11 protein-coding genes are annotated in these 15,276 nt (G+C 69.0%); 4 read left to right on the top strand and 7 right to left on the bottom strand.

Annotation, left to right across the window (positions count from 1 at the left end; genetic code table 11):
- Positions 1–150: 150 nt before the first annotated feature.
- Positions 151–1,332, bottom strand: a complete 1,182-nt coding sequence (locus ACZ516_RS13095) for a serine hydrolase domain-containing protein (protein WP_469010067.1) — start codon at positions 1,330–1,332, stop codon at positions 151–153.
- Between the two features lie 388 nt (positions 1,333–1,720).
- Here ACZ516_RS13095 and ACZ516_RS13090 point away from each other — a divergent pair, with 388 nt between their 5' ends.
- Positions 1,721–4,819 carry an AfsR/SARP family transcriptional regulator gene (locus tag ACZ516_RS13090; RefSeq protein ID WP_469010065.1) on the top strand — a complete coding sequence of 1,033 codons (3,099 nt, stop codon included), beginning with the start codon at positions 1,721–1,723 and terminating at the stop codon, positions 4,817–4,819.
- A 122-nt stretch (positions 4,820–4,941) separates the two neighbouring features.
- On the opposite strand, the gene ACZ516_RS13085 is transcribed toward ACZ516_RS13090, so the two are convergent.
- Positions 4,942–5,523 (bottom strand): sigma-70 family RNA polymerase sigma factor, encoded by a 582-nt coding sequence (locus ACZ516_RS13085; protein WP_361082022.1) that lies wholly within the window; start codon positions 5,521–5,523, stop codon positions 4,942–4,944.
- Between the two features lie 388 nt (positions 5,524–5,911).
- On the opposite strand from ACZ516_RS13085, the gene ACZ516_RS13080 reads away from it, so the two are divergent.
- Positions 5,912–6,253, top strand: coding sequence for a beta/gamma crystallin domain-containing protein (locus ACZ516_RS13080; RefSeq protein WP_361082024.1), 342 nt, complete (start codon positions 5,912–5,914; stop codon positions 6,251–6,253).
- Positions 6,254–6,787: 534 nt separating this feature from the next.
- Here the strand turns inward: ACZ516_RS13080 and ACZ516_RS13075 are convergent.
- Positions 6,788–7,105, bottom strand: a complete 318-nt coding sequence (locus ACZ516_RS13075; RefSeq protein WP_361082026.1) for a cupin domain-containing protein — start codon at positions 7,103–7,105, stop codon at positions 6,788–6,790.
- A gap of 487 nt (positions 7,106–7,592) precedes the next feature.
- Here ACZ516_RS13075 and ACZ516_RS13070 point away from each other — a divergent pair, with 487 nt between their 5' ends.
- On the top strand, positions 7,593–8,048 hold the full coding sequence (locus tag ACZ516_RS13070; RefSeq protein ID WP_469010062.1) for a hypothetical protein: 456 nt from the start codon (positions 7,593–7,595) through the stop codon (positions 8,046–8,048).
- A 161-nt stretch (positions 8,049–8,209) separates the two neighbouring features.
- Here ACZ516_RS13070 and exaC read toward each other — a convergent pair whose 3' ends face one another.
- From exaC to xylB, 4 genes are all read right to left on the bottom strand, one after another.
- Entirely contained in the window at positions 8,210–9,733 is a 1,524-nt protein-coding gene (gene exaC / locus ACZ516_RS13065) for an acetaldehyde dehydrogenase ExaC (RefSeq protein ID WP_361082032.1), read from the bottom strand.
- Between the two features lie 272 nt (positions 9,734–10,005).
- Complete coding sequence (locus ACZ516_RS13060) at positions 10,006–11,283, bottom strand: GAF domain-containing protein (RefSeq protein ID WP_361082034.1); 1,278 nt, start codon at positions 11,281–11,283, stop codon at positions 10,006–10,008.
- Between the two features lie 45 nt (positions 11,284–11,328).
- The gene (locus ACZ516_RS13055; RefSeq protein ID WP_361082036.1) at positions 11,329–11,928 is read right to left on the bottom strand and encodes an N-acetylmuramoyl-L-alanine amidase; all 600 of its coding nucleotides are present in this window, start codon (positions 11,926–11,928) and stop codon (positions 11,329–11,331) included.
- A 454-nt stretch (positions 11,929–12,382) separates the two neighbouring features.
- Positions 12,383–13,837, bottom strand: coding sequence for a xylulokinase (gene xylB / locus ACZ516_RS13050; protein WP_469010060.1), 1,455 nt, complete (start codon positions 13,835–13,837; stop codon positions 12,383–12,385).
- Positions 13,838–13,960: 123 nt separating this feature from the next.
- On the opposite strand from xylB, the gene xylA reads away from it, so the two are divergent.
- Positions 13,961–15,142 (top strand): xylose isomerase, encoded by a 1,182-nt coding sequence (gene xylA, locus ACZ516_RS13045; protein WP_469010059.1) that lies wholly within the window; start codon positions 13,961–13,963, stop codon positions 15,140–15,142.
- The last annotated feature ends 134 nt before the right edge of the window (positions 15,143–15,276 follow it).

Below are 15,276 nucleotides of genomic sequence, written 5' to 3'. Positions count from 1 at the left end.
GGGCAGTGGAATGGCTGTGCGGGTCACGGCGATCAGCGGCTTCCCGCCGTGATCGATTCCGTGGCCGAAGGGATGCCGCGGAGCTCACGCTGCGAGGCGATTGCCGCGTCGCACCGGCTGCCGCGCTCCGGCCGCGGGCGCGGGTACACCTCAACCGGCGGACTCCAAGACTTCGTAGACACGTCTGAGGTAGCTGTACGTGCGCTCCGAGCCGAGGATGCCGTCGCCCACCCGGTTCATCACGTACGAGAACGTGACGCGCCGGTCGAGGTCCATCACGACGATCGAACCGCCCCGACCGACCCAGAAGCAGATCCTTCCGGTGGGTATGTGCGGCATCGTCCTCGGATCGGCGAGCGCGTAGCCCATGCCCCAGCGGACGGGGACGCCCAGGAACAGGTCGACTCCATCGGCCTGGACGTCGAACACCTTGTCCACCGTCTCCGCGGAGAGAAGCCGTAGGCCGTTGACCCGGCCGCGCCGTGAGATGACGGAGAGCGCTCGGGCCATGCCTCGTGCGTTGCCGTGACCGTTGACGGCTCCGAGTTCGGCGGAGCGCCACCGCGGGGTGTCGACGTGCTCGTCACGCGCGGGGCTTCCGAACAGCGTCTTGGTGAAGATCCCGTCGGGATCGAGGCCGGTGGGTATACCGGAGAGCTGCGAGGGCGCCACCAGATCGGCGATGCGCGGCCAGTCGGCTTCGCGCGCACCGAGCTGGACATCGGCTCGCGCCGGCTCGGCGATCTCGGTGTCGACGAATTCCCTCAGGGTACGGCCACTGACCCGCCGGACGAGTTCCCCCACCAACTGTCCTTGGGTCTGCACGTGGTATCCCGAAGCGGAGCCCGGTTCCCACCAGGGTGCCTGCGCGGCCAGCCGGGCACTCGCCGTGGGCCAGTCGTACAGGTCCTCCACGGAGAAGGGCTGCTCCCAGCCGGAAAGTCCCGAGGTGTGGGCCAGGACGTGCCGCACCTCGATGTGCTCCTTTCCCCGGGCGGCGAACTCGGGCCAGTAGTGCGCGACCGGGCGGCGCAGATCCAGTGCGCCCCGGTCGACGAGGATGAGGGCCGCGAGACTGGTGAGGGTCTTCGTGGTCGACCACATGCTCACCAACGTGTCCCGTTGCCATGGAACGGTCCGCGCTTCGTCCGCGTGGCCACCCCACAGATCGACTTCCATGACCCCGTCCACATCGACGGCGATCGATGCCCCCAACTCCTCGCCGGCTTCGAGATGTGCTGTCAGCGCCGCTCGTACCGGTTCGAACCGGTCGGTGCTCGTTCCCTCGACGATCATGTTCTTCTCCGCTCTGGACGACAACCGTTCGCTCACTCAACGGGCTGTACGTCGCAGCGGTTCACGCGTCGCCGCAGGTCATGACGCATGGCGTCTGTTCATGTGCCGCGCCCGAGAGGGCCGGTGACGGAGCCGTCCGCCGACGTGCCGATGCGCTCGCCTTCTCCGCGGAGGTGCTGGTTGACGAGCCCTGCCGCCGGATGACGTCCTGCTATTCTCCTGTCCGATATGCGGGAAGCGGACAACGGGGTCCTCATCGCTCCTGTGCCCTGAGCCGCCGCCACACCCTTCCTGTGGTGCCCGGTGGAGCCGAGGCCGGTTTTCGTCACCGCACGAACACGTTGTCCGTGTGCCGGATCCTGGTCAGGTGTGCGTCCCAGGGGTGACGCCGCCGGTGGAGATTCTGTTGGGTACGGTGACAGCTGTGGTTCAAGGTCTCGACTTCGGACTGCTGGGTCCGCTGGAGGTGCGGCGGGCCGGGGCGGTACTCGACCCGGGTCGGCGCAGGCAGCGACTCCTGCTGATTCGTCTGCTGCTCGCCGACGGCCGGGCGGTCTCTCCGCAGACTCTGTTCGAGGAACTGTGGCCGCAGCAGCCGGGGCGGGCACCGAGCGCGGCCATGGGTTCCCTGCACGCCCACATCAGCAAGGTACGCGCGACGCTGGAACCCCAGCGTCTGCGCCGCCAGGGGGCGTTCGAGGTGTTGGTCACCGAACCCTTGGGCTATGCCCTGCGTGTGCCGCCCGAGAACCGTGACACCGTACGCTTCGAGCGGTCCGCCGCCCAAGCACACCGGTACTTGGACCAAGGCCGACCCGATCGTGTCGTGGAGGAGGCCCAGAAGGCCCTGGGCATGTGGCGCGGCACGGCGTTCGCCGACGCGGCGCACCACCTGTTCGCCGTCCAGGAGACAGCACGTCTGGAGGAGCTGCGGCAGACCACTCGCGAGATCCACACCACTGGCCTGCTCCTGCAAGGCCGGATCACCGAAGCCCTCAACGCGGCAGAGGAGATAACCGCGCAGCACCCACTGGGCGAAACCGGCTGGGCCCTACTGCTGCGAGCGCTGTACCTCGCCGGCCGGCACCCCGAAGCCCTGCAGCGCTACACCGACGTGCGCCGGCATCTGGCCGACGAGCTCGGCCTCGAACCAGGTCCGGCCCTACGCGCTCTGCACCAGGGCATCCTCCACCACGACCTCCCGCCTCTGCACCCGGCCGACCTGACGAATGACACGGTGATCCAGCACGACCGCCGTCCGAGAGGCACCACCACGACCGGGGCACCGGACGGGGGCGAGGCGACCTCGTCGACCGGCCCGGCCGTCGACCGACCCGACGACACGGAAGCCGAGTCCGACACACGTGGCACCCCGGTCGCGGACGGCGGGAGAGCAGCGTCCCTTTCTCCGTCCTTGGCACGCCCGGCGCAACTGCCGCGCGACCTGCTGGCGTTCGCGGGACGGGCGACCGAAGGCGCGTGGCTGTCCACAGCCATCGGTGCGACGGGCCACCCCGGACCCACCACTGCCCCCGCCGTGGTCATCAGCGGCGCTCCCGGTGTCGGCAAGACCACCTTCACGATGCACCACGCGCACCGCATCGCCTCCTCGTTCCCCGACGGGCAGCTCTTCGTCGACCTGTGCGGATTCCACCCGCACGCACCCGCCGTCGAACCCGGTAGCGCCCTGCACGGTTTCCTCACCGCCCTGGGCGTCCCCGCCCCGCGCATCCCCGAAGACACCGCCGGCCGGAGCACACTCTTCCGCAGTCTCCTCGCCGACCGGCGGGTCCTCCTCGTCCTGGACAACGCCCGCGACGAGCAGCAGGTGCGCCCACTCCTTCCCGCAGGAGCGGGCTGCCTCACCCTGATCACCAGCCGTAACCAGCTTCTCGGCCTCGTCACCGCCGACGGCGCCAAGCCCCTCCGGCTCGCGCTGCCCACACCGACCGAGGCGCACGAGGCCCTCGAACGACGTCTGGGACCCGAACGACTCGCCGCCGAGCCCGCCGCCGCAGCCGACATCATCCAGCTGTGCGGACGGCTTCCCCTGGCCATGGCCGTGGTCGCGGCCCGCGCCGAACTCGACCCCGCGCTCCCCCTCCACGCCGTGGTCGACGACCTGCGACACACCCACGGCGGACTCGAGGCATTCACCGGCTCCGACACCACCACAGACGTGCGCACCGTCTTCTCCTGGTCCTACCAGTCACTCGATGAGCACGCCGCCCGGCTCTTCCGCCTGCTGGCCCTGCATCCCGGCCCCCACATCACCGCCCCCGCCGCGGCCAGCCTCGCCGGCCTTCCCCTCGCCCGGACCCGCCGCGCACTCGCCGAACTGCTCGGCTCCTGCCTCGTGGAACAACCGCTGCCCGGTCGCTACAGCCTGCACGACCTCCTCCGCGGCTACGCCACCGAGCTCGCTCACGCCCACGAGACCGGCCAGGGTCGTCATCACGCCACTCTCCGGATCCTGGACCACTACATGTTCACCGCCTGCGAGGCAAACCGGTTCCTCAAACAGGACACATCGCACGACCTCGAACTCGGCACACCCCGCTCGGGCGTCACTCCGGAGGAACTCACCACCGTCGAGCAGGCGACCCGATGGCTCACCGCCGAACACCACGTGCTGACGGGCCTGCTCCACACCGCCGTCAGCCAGCAGCTCGACCCTCACATCACGGGGCTCGCCTGGTCGCTCAAGGAATACCTCAACCGTCAGGAGTTCTGGCCAGAAGCCATCGCCGCGCTGACCCCCGCCCTCGAAGTGGCCCGGCGTCGGAACGACCTCCTCGAAGAGGGCCGCTGCCTACGGCATCTGGGCGGGATCCACGGCTACCTCGGCCATCAGGAGCAGGCCCTGCAGCAGCTGCAACACGCGACAGCGATCTTCGCAGAGCTCGACGACATCGGTGAACAGGCACGAGCCCACTACGTAACGGCCTGTGCGCTGTTCCTGTTCGGGCGGACGGGGGAAGCCGTGGCGGCCTCCGAGCGGGGGCTGGAACTCTCCCGGATGACAGGCGAAGAGTTGTGGTTGGCCGAGTGCCTCCTCGAGCTCGCCTGGTTCCATTCCAACCTCGGGAACCTCGAGAAGAGCCTCGTGTACAGCGAGGAAGGCATCGCCTTGTTCCACCGCCTCGACGCGCCCTGGCAGCTCGCCCAGGGGTGGGACATCCTGGGCCACAACCTTCGCCTGCTCGGCCGCTACGAGGAATCGGTGACCACTTACCAGCGGGCGTCGAGGGCGTTCGGTGAACTGGGAGACCACAGGAACGCCCTCGGCACCCTGATGCGGCTCGGCGACACCCGGCTGGCCATGGGCGACCGGGAAGGGGCACGGGCGGACTGGGTCAACGCCCTCCAAGACGCTGAAGCGCGGGCGATGACACACAGCGCTCAGCAGGTCCGTGACCGGCTCGCCGCCCTCGACATGAATGAGGACCCCGCGCCCACCGTGCCCGAGAGGGCGGTCGGGAAGCACAAGCTTCCTGTTCCGAGGAGTAAGGGTCCTGCATGATGCTCCCGTCAGCACCCGTCGTACTGGTTTCCCCCGCTCGCGCGTGTACTTGAGACCTGTCAGGCCTCCCAGCCTGGATCACAGGACCCGTTGACGACCGTGCGACCGGGGCCGCGCCATGGTCACACCCCTAGGATCCCCTGCTTCTCCAGCGCTCTGCGCAACGCCCGTACGGCGTAGAAGGCGCGGCTCTTGACGGTGCCCGCCGGTATGCCGAGGTGCTCGGCCGCTTGGGCAACGCTGCATTCCAGGTAGTACATGAGGCAGATGACGGTTCGCTGCTGCTCGTTCAGCTCCCCCAGGGCCTGCGCCACCACATGGGAATCGATCGTGGATGCCGTGTTGTCGCTGGAGACGTCCAACTCCTCGACGGACATGTGCTCCAACGGCCGCACCTGACGCGCCCGGTGATGGTCGATCGCGAGATTCCTGGTCACGGTGAACAACCACGGTCTGAGGCTGTCGCCGCGGCTGCCCAGGAAGCGGGCGTGTTTCCAGGCTCGGGCCGCGGTCTCCTGGAAGACGTCCTCCCCCTTGTGCCAATCGCCGTCCAGCAGTCGCGCGGCATACCGGACGAGCAGCAGGCCGTACTGGTCGTAGATGTCTCTGATGAAGGCGTCACAGTCAGCGTCGGAGGTGAGGTTCCGATTATGCGACCAGGTCGGAGCGGAGGCAGTGGTCCGCGTTTCCGTGATTCCGTTCATGCGTGGTGCTCGATCCTGTCCAAGTGTTCCGTGGCGTGCTCAGCCGCATGCGCGGACGAACGGCTCACACACTCGCCGGAAGCCCTTCGCGGGACCTTGTCGCTTTCTTGCCGTTCCGTAGGGGCCGAAGTACTGTCCCGACTGCCGGAACGAGGGAGGTGACCCGTTCTCGGACCGCTCGTACATCTCGGCGGCTGTGATCGGCGAGCTCGGCATGCCTCAACTGCACTTCCTTATCGCGACCGCCGTCCGAAGCAAGGCACTCGAGTGGTGAACGGGAGTGCCCTTTCTCCCGTTGCGTTGATGGGACGTGCATGCGTCCCTGCGATGCCGCCGTGCGCTGTCTCCCTCGGCGGCACCGCACCACCATGGAAGGAACAACTCACCAGTGAAGCGCTTCATCACACGCCTCGCAGTAGTAGCGGCAGCCGGAGCCATAGCCGTGGTTCTGCCTGCTTCGTCGGCGTCCGCCATCAACCGCGTCGGTTGCTCTGAAATGGGTTACCTGACGCTTCACAACGCAGGCGGCTCCCTCTGCTTCGCCAACGCGGGGGCGGTAAGCGTGGCGATCTACGGCGTCGACCAGATCTGGACCGGCAACAACAAGGTCACGTTGGAGTACGTGCCGAGGCTGGGCGCGCCGGCGACCAGCGGAACCGTGGAGAAGTGGAGTTACGGGAAGATCACCGGCGAGCCCCTCCACAAGATCACGAAGATCAGGATCTGGTAGCACCCTTCCGCGATCGGCGCGCCCGTCGCACGACGCCGGTGGCATGTCCGTAGGCGGTGCCCACGGGTGTGCCCGGCCGGGCGACGATCCGCGCGAGGGCGACAAGGGCGCGCTTGTGCGGCGGTAGTCCGCAGCGGCGGTCACCCTCACGCCGACAAGCATCGTGACCCGGTCGACCAGCTCATACGGCAGGGCAAGTGCGGCAGGACAGGACCCACCAGGGCTCTCGAGCCGGCAGGTTGAGACTTCGAACACCTCACCCAACGGCACGGGAGCCCTGCCCGCTGCATACGCTTCTCATGGGTCGCTGCAAAAGGGCAGGTCCCGACGCGGCTAGAGGGCGTCCGCCTGTCGCGACAGCGGATCAGGACCCACCGGGGGCTCCGAGAGGCTCGCCCCGCTCGACACGATCGCGAGCGAGGCATACGCCCGGTGACCGCTAACTCGGCCGACCCCCGGCACCGGCCGACGCATCAGCCGCACCCTCCACACAGTCCTTGCCCTCTTGGCCGATGACTACGCAGTCGGAAAGACTCAATGGGTGTACGTAGTGACCAGCGGCTTCGTCTCGTCGACGACGTAGGTGGACAGCATCATGGTCGTCACCTTCCCAATGTTGCGGGCATTGTGGATGGTGTCAGAGGGGATGAAGAAGGGGTCACCCGTGCGAAGCCGCAGGGTGGTCCCGTCGTCGAACTCCATGGACACATCGCCGCGGACGATGTATCCGACTTCCACTCCCGGGTGACTGTGGCGGCCCGATTCCCTGCGCCGCGGTATCTCGACGAGGGTCTGCACGGTCGTCCAGCCCTTGGCGGGCGAGGGGTTCTCCTGGAGCAAGGTGCGCGTCACGCCGTCGGTCGGGGCGTGAACGGACGAGTGATGACCACGGAATGGCGTGGAAGCTGCCTCAGCGGTCGAGGCAGAAGCGACGGCACCGAGCGCGCCGGCTGCCGCCACGCCACTGGTCCGCAGAAGAGAGCGACGATCCAACATGATGAACTCCCCGATCGACAGGCGGAATTGCCTTTCTGCCCTGTGAACGCCCGCGACAGCGTGACGGTTCAGGCCCACCTTGTTCTTTCTGGTCCGAGAACCGTCGCGCTGCGCTGACGTACGCCCTGCCATATCGGAGAAAGTGGGGTGCGGCGGTTGCTCAGCAGCGCGGGCGCGGACTCCATCTGGAGGCGTTCTTCGGCTGTATGTACTACGCGGTCGTGCGGCCGGGGGAGGTCATTCACCTCCGCCTCGAACAGTGCCATCTACCCGAGACCGGGTGGGGGATGCTCAGCCTGTCGGGCGGCGTCATCACCGCGGGCAAGGAGTGCACGACGGCGCGGTGCACGAGGTGCACTCGCTCAAGCGTCGCGCGGCTACCGCGACCCGGCCGGTGCCTATCCCTCCGAAGTTCGTGCGCGTCCTACGTGCGCACATCAAACGGTTCGGCGTGGCGCCGGACGGTCGGGTGTTCCGGAACCAGGCCGGCAACTACGAGGACGCTTCCGCGTATGGCATTACGTGGGCGCGGGCACGGAAGCATGTCCTGACCCGCACGGAACTCGCCTCCGGTCTGGCCAAGCGGCCCTACGATATCCGGCACGCCGGGATCTCGTTCTGGTTGTACTCCGGGGTGGACCCGGCCGAATGCGCTCGCCGCGCGGGCCAGAGCATCGAGGTCCTCTTCCGGCATTACGCCAAGTTCCTGGATGGCGTGAGGGAGCAGGCCAACCGGCTGATTGAGCAGTCCATGCAGGAGTGGGACCGCGTCAGCCAGGGCGCGACGCTCGAGGGGTAAGCCGGGATGTGGACCGGAAATAGACCGGAAGGGCTGGTCAGGGGCGGGATGACGGCGGGAGGAATTGGGAGTTATGGCGCAAATCGATCCCCGCTATGAATGGGTCGAGCGGAAGGCGCCTGACCGGCAAAACCCCAGGTCAGGTGCCTTCTCTCGAGCCCCTAGAAGAAGCCGAGCTTCTTCGCCGAGTACGACACCAGGAGATTCTTCGTCTGCTGGTAGTGCTCCAGCATCATCTTGTGCGTCTCCCGCCCGATGCCCGACTGCTTGTAGCCGCCGAAGGCCGCGTGCGCCGGATAGGCGTGGTAGCAGTTCGTCCAGACGCGGCCCGCCTGGATGGCCCGGCCCGCCCGGTACGCCTTGTTGATGTCCCGCGTCCACACACCGGCACCGAGCCCGTAGAGCGTGTCGTTCGCGATCTTGATGGCGTCGTCGAAGTCGTTGAACGACGCGACCGAGACGACCGGGCCGAAGATCTCCTCCTGGAAGATCCGCATCCGGTTGTCGCCTTCGAAGATCGTCGGTTGGACGTAGTAACCGCCCGCCAGATCGCCGTCGTACTCGATGCGCTGCCCGCCCGTCAGGACCTTGGCGCCCTCCTGCTGGCCGATGTCCAGGTAGGAGAGGATCTTCTCCAGTTGGTCGTTGGAGGCCTGCGCGCCGATCATGGTGTCGGTGTCCAGCGGATGCCCGGCCTTGATCTGCTCGGTGCGGGCGATCGCGGCCTCGAGGAACTCGCCGTAGTGCCCGCGCTGCACCAGCGCCCGCGACGGACACGTGCAGACCTCGCCCTGGTTGAGGGCGAACATCGTGAAGCCCTCAAGCGCCTTGTCCCGGAAGTCGTCGTCCGCGGACCACACGTCGTCGAAGAAGATGTTCGGTGACTTCCCGCCCAGCTCCAACGTCACCGGCTTGATGTTCTCGGAGGCGTACTGCATGATCAACCGCCCCGTCGTGGTCTCCCCGGTGAAGGCGACCTTGGAGACGCGCGGACTGGACGCCAACGGCTTGCCCGCCTCGACGCCGAATCCGTTGACGATGTTCACGACACCCGGCGGCAGCAGGTCGCGGACCAGGCTCATCCAATAGTGGATGGAGGCCGGCGTCTGCTCGGCGGGCTTGAGGACGACCGCGTTGCCGGCCGCGAGCGCCGGCGCGAGCTTCCAGGTCGCCATGAGGATCGGGAAGTTCCACGGGATGATCTGCGCGACGACGCCGAGCGGCTCATGGAAGTGGTACGCGATGGTGTCCGCGTCCACTTCGCTGAGCGACCCCTCCTGTGCGCGGATGACCCCCGCGAAGTAGCGGAAGTGATCGATGGCGAGCGGGATGTCGGCCGCCAGTGTCTCGCGGATCGGTTTGCCGTTCTCCCAGCTCTCGGCGACCGCGAGTTGTTCGAGGTTGGCCTCCATCCGGTCGGCGATCTTCCGCAGCACGTCCGCGCGCTCGGTGACGGACGCCCGCCCCCACGCGGGGGCCGCCGCGTGCGCCGCGTCGAGGGCGCGCTCGACGTCCTCGGCGGTGCCCCGGGCGATCTCGGTGAAGGGCCGCCCGTTGACCGGGCTGGGGTTCTCGAAGTACTGGCCACGGGCGGGAGCCACGTACTCGCCGCCGATGAAGTGGTCGTAGCGCGACTCGTAGGAGACGATGGCGCCCTCGGTGCCGGGCGCTGCGTAACGGGTCATCTTGGCTGGCCTCCCGGGGAAGACTGCCCGCCGTTGGGCAGCTCTCGCCCGGAGGCTAGAACCACGGACGTTGCATCCACGTTGCGTTCCCCTTCGCGCTTTCCTTCGGGTCCTCCTTCTGGGCTGCTGGGGGCGAGGGCTGATCCTTCCCGAGGGCAGCCGCGGCTGATGCCTTCCCCCCTCGGGGCCGGTGAGCGGTCCCCGGCCATCCGAGGGCCCGTGGGCGGTGCCTGGCCACCCCCGGCCCCGAACACACCCCCCTCGGTGAGTGATCAGTACGACTGCACGGCGCCCCGCCCGGTCACGGCCAGCTCCGCATCCAGCTCGCGCAGGCGGCCCAGAGTGCCGGGCGTCGGGCGCAGTGCGGCCAGCGCCCGCCACGCCACCAGGTCCTCCTCGCCCCAGGGCGCGTGTACCCAGTCCGCCAGCAGCTCGGGGTCGTTGTGGCCGACCAGCGCCACCCGCAGCTGGTCGGCGAGCCGGCGCCGCAGCCGGACCAGAGCGGGCGCCCGCGACTGCGGCAGCAACGGCCCGGTATACGCGGCGGCGGCCGCCGCCACAGCGCCCACCGCCAGGCGACGCTCGACCGTGTCGACGTCACACTCCACGGGCTCCGCCAGACGGTACGGACGCGACCGCAACAGCTCCGCCCCGAGCGCCCGCCGCAACCGAGCCATCTCCGCGCGCAACGTCACCTGCGGAACCGACTCGTCCTCGTACAGCGCGTACAGCAACTCGTCCCCGCTCAGCCCCTCCGGATGACGGGCGAGCAGCACCACGATCTCGCTGTGCCTGCGACTGAGCCGCACCTTTCGCCCACCCGCCACTAGCAGCGCCTCGTCCCGGCCCAGCACCGAGAGCTCGACGCCACCCCGGGCTCTCGCAGAAGGAGCCAGCAACGCCAGTTGGGACTCGGCGGCCCTCGCGACCGCCTGCACGAAGGCGAGACTGTGCGGATGCGCCAGGCCGTTCCCACCGGTGATGTCGACCGCCCCGAGCAACCGCCCGGTCCGCGGATCGTGCACCGGAGCCGCCGCGCACGTCCAGGGCTGCACCCGCCGCATGAAGTGCTCGGTGGCGAAGACCTGCACGGGCCGGTCCAGGGCGACCGCCGTTCCCGGCGCGTTGGTCCCCACGGCGGACTCGGCCCACCGCGCCCCCGGCACGAAGTTCATCCGGTCCGCACGCCGCCGCGCCACCGCGTGGCCCTCGACCCACAGCAACCTGCCCTGCCCGTCGCATACGGCCAGAAGGTGCTCCCCGTCCATCGCGAAGGTACCCATCAGCTCACGGAACAACGGCATCACCCTCGCCAGCGGATGCTCCGCACGATAGGCGCCGAGGTCGCCGTCGGTCAGCTCCACCGCCGCGCCGCTCCCCTCAGGGCTGACCCGCGCCCTGGCCGACCTGCGCCACGACTCGGCCACCACCGACCGCACCGGCCGGACGACCGTGCCCGCCGCGGTGAACCTCTCATGCGCCTGCCGCACCACCCGCACGCGCTCGGCGGGATCGGCACCCGGCTCCAGGGCCACCCATGGATCGGTCAACTCGGCCTCCCGCTCCCTGCCGGGCCCCGGTGAACTTCTCGTCCCTTAGGCAAAGTTGACGAGGCGTATGTAGCGCGACCAGTCCCAGTACGGCCCCGGGTCCGTGTGGTCCGATCCCGGCACCTGATAGTGGCCGATGATGTGCTCGCGGTCCTTGGGAATGCCGTACTTCGAGCAGATGGCGGCGGTCAGCGCGGCGGACTGCTCGTACATCGCGTTGGTGAAGTACTGCGGCTTGTCGATCCATCCCTCGTGCTCGACTCCGATACTGCGCGTGTTGTACGTCCAATTGCCCGCGTGCCAAGCGACATTGCGGTCACGGACACACTGGGCGATGTGACCGTCGCCGGAACGGACCACATAGTGGGCGGACACCTTCTTCGTGGGATTCTGGAAGATGGCGAGCGTGTCGGCGTACGTCTCCTGGGTGACGTGGAGGACCACGTAGTCGATGGGGTAGGTGCTCGGGCGGCTGGCAGCGGTGTAGTTGGACGTACTGGCCGGCACCCACTCGGCCAAGGGGTAGTCGACCGACAGAGCCTGGGCGCTCGCGCGTGCGGTGGGCACGAGCGTCGCGGGCACGGCGGCCGCGGCGGCGCCTTGCAGCAGTCGGCGCCTGCTGGGGAAGCGTCTTGTCCGATCCATGACTGACCTGCCTCTCATTGAGGAACGGCTGGACTGACGCGAATTCCCCGGGCTGTGGGGGGGGCACCGTCACCTCAGTCGGCCGATCGCGGCCTCGCGTGAATTACGTTACGGCGCCCGCTGGTTGAGACGGAAGGGCAGAGCTCGCATCTGTGTACGGCAGCGCATTTGTGGAAATCTCGGCCACCCGTATGGGGGACAAGAGGATCATTCTGCGGTGGCCGCGGTGGCCGCGGTGGCCGCGGTGGCCGCGGTGACGGGAGTGGCCGGGGTGGCGCCTGGAGCCCCTGAGGTCAGGGAGGTTCCTGCGGCCAGGGCGGCTCTCGCAGTCAGGACGGATCTCGCTGCCAAGGCGGCTCCCACGGCCAGGACGGCCACGGCTGCCGCGCCCCCCCGGCCACGGCAGCCGCCCCGGCCCGGGCCCCGGCGACGGCAAGCCCACCGGTCAGCAGCATCACTCCCCTTGCCGCACCGCCTTCGTCAGCGGCGCCGCATCGGAGAGCACTCGAGAGATCCGCGCCAACGTCGCCTCATCCCGCTCGACGGGATCGAGTACGGGCCCGTGGGCCGTGCCCCAGCGCCGGGTGATCGCCCCGGGGTCCTCGCCGGTGAGGACCCCGGCTGCTTGCGCGGCGGCGCCAAGGGCCACAAGCTCCTGCGCTCGGGGCACTTGCACGGGGCGGCCGGAGAGGCGACGGACCGTGTTCTGCCAAGCCGCACCGCGCGCCCCGCCACCGATGAGCAGGAGCGGCGACGAACGGTCGGCGTCCTCATCCAGGACGAGGTCGAGGGCGCCCAGCAGTGAGTGCACGGCCCCGTCGTACGCCGCCTGCAACAACTGCCCGGGCGTCGTGTCGTGCCGCAGGCCGTGCACCATCCCAGAGGCGTGGGGGAGGTCCGGCGTCCGCTCACCGTCCAGGTAGGGCAGCAGAGTGACGGTGCCGCCCGGTTCCACCGCCTCGCGGTCCAGGCGCAGCAATGCCGCCACCCGGTCGACGGCCAGCGTGCAGTTGAGGGTGCAGGCCAGCGGGAGCCACGCTCCGCGCGCGTCCGCGAACCCCGCCACCGTGCCGGTCGGGTCCGAGGGGCGGTGTTCCGAGACCGCGTACACCGTGCCCGACGTGCCCAGGCTCAGCACCGGCGTGCCGGGACGCAGGCCGAGGCCCAGCGCGGCCGCCGCGTTGTCACCGGTACCGGGAGCGACCAGCGTCCCCTTGGAGAACGGCAGCGCACTGTCGCCACGTACGGTGCCGACGATCTCGCCGGGACGCGCGACCCGGGGCAGCAGCGCCGGATCGAGGCCCACCATGCCGAGAATCTCCTCGTCGTACGTCTCCGGAGCCGACGCCCACCACCCGGTCCCCGAGACGTCGCCGCGGTCCGTGGTGGCGAGTCCGGTAAGGCGTTCCGTGAGGTAGTCGTGGGGCAGGCGCACGGCGGACGTGGCGCGTGCGGCCGCCGGCTCGTGCTCGGTGAGCCAGGCCCACTTCGTCACGGTGAAGGAAGGCCCAGGAACACTCCCGACCCGATCGGCCCACTCCTTGGCGCCACCGAACCGCTCCAAGAGGGTTCGTGCCTGTGCGGCGGAGCGCACGTCGTTCCACAGGAGCGCGGGGCGCACCGGTGTACCGTCCTTGCCGAGCGTGACCAGCCCGTGCTGCTGGCCCGCGACCGACACCGCGGCGGCCTCCCGGGCGACGGGCCCGCACTGCCCCAGCGCCGCGCACAGCGCCTCCCACCACTCCCGGGGATCGCTCTCACGCCCCTCGCCCGAGCTGACCCGGTGCGGTGCCTGGCCGCTCGCCACGACCTGGCCGGTGGCCGCGTCGACGACCAGCACCTTCGTGGACTGCGTCGAACTGTCCACGCCGACGACAAGAGGTCCCTGAGCTGAGGGCGCTGATGACATGACGTCTCCGTTCCTGTGGCTCTCCGGGGCCTGCCCCGAAGATTCTTCCCACCGACCTTCCCAGCGGGGCCCCCGGATACTAATTTGTAAAGTGACATGACGAAATAGTCGAGGGAGCCACACATGAACTACCGGCCCACTCCAGAGGACAAGTTCAGCTTCGGCCTGTGGACTGTCGGCTGGCAGGGGCGTGACCCGTTCGGGGACGCCACCCGGTCAGCACTCGACCCGGCCGACACGGTGCGCCATCTGGCCGAACTGGGCGCCTACGGAGTGACATTCCACGACGACGACCTGATCCCGTTCGCCTCGACCGACGCGGAACGCGAAGGCCACATCAAGCGCTTTCGGCAGGCCCTCGACGCGACCGGCCTGGTCGTACCGATGGCGACCACGAACCTCTTCACTCACCCCGTCTTCAAGGACGGGGCGTTCACCGCCAACGACCGTGACGTACGCCGATACGCCCTGCGCAAGACGATGCGCAACATCGACCTCGCGGTCGAGTTGGGTGCGCGCACCTACGTCGCGTGGGGCGGCCGGGAGGGAGCCGAGTCAGGGGCCGCGAAGGATGTCCGCGACGCGCTGGACCGGATGAAGGAGGCCTTCGACCTGCTCGCCGAGTACGCCACCTCACAGGGGTACGACATCAAGTTCGCGATCGAGCCGAAACCGAACGAGCCGCGCGGCGACATCCTGCTGCCGACGGTGGGACACGCCCTCGCCTTCATCGAGCGCCTGGAGCGGCCCGAACTGTTCGGCGTCAACCCCGAAGTGGGCCACGAGCAGATGGCGGGACTCAACTTCCCGCACTCCATCGCCCAAGCGCTGTGGGCGGGCAAGCTCTTCCACATCGACCTCAATGGCCAGACCGGCATCAAGTACGACCAGGACCTGCGGTTCGGCGCCGGGGACCTGCGCAGCGCCTTCTGGCTGGTGGACGTCCTGGAGAGGGGTGGTTACGAGGGGCCGCGGCACTTCGATTTCAAGCCGCCCCGTACGGAGGACCCCGAGGGAGTGTGGGCCTCGGCCGCCGGCTGCATGCGCAACTACCTGATCCTGCGGGAGCGGGCCGCCGCCTTCCGCGCCGATCCCGAGGTACGCGAGGCCTTGAGGGCGTCGCGCCTGGATGAGCTGGCGCTCCCCACGGCGGACGACGGGCTCGCCGGACTGCTCGCGGACCAAGGCGCCTACGAGACCTTCGACGTGGAGGCGGCCGCCGCGCGCGGGATGGCCTTCGAGCACCTCGACCAGCTGGCCATGGACCACCTCCTGGGCGTGCGGGGCTGGGGCCAGGACGTGTGAGGCCGAGAGTCCGGATGTGCGGGGGCCTTGCGGCCACCGCACATCCGGGCGTTGCCTCGGGATCCTTGGGCTCAGTACGGGTGCGACAGTCCTACGTACGTCACCGACGTCTCCACGCCACTGTCCGCCGGCCG

The sequence above is a fragment of the Streptomyces sp. NPDC034037 genome, assembly GCF_055575715.1.
This window is presented reverse-complemented; position numbering and strand designations above follow the sequence as displayed.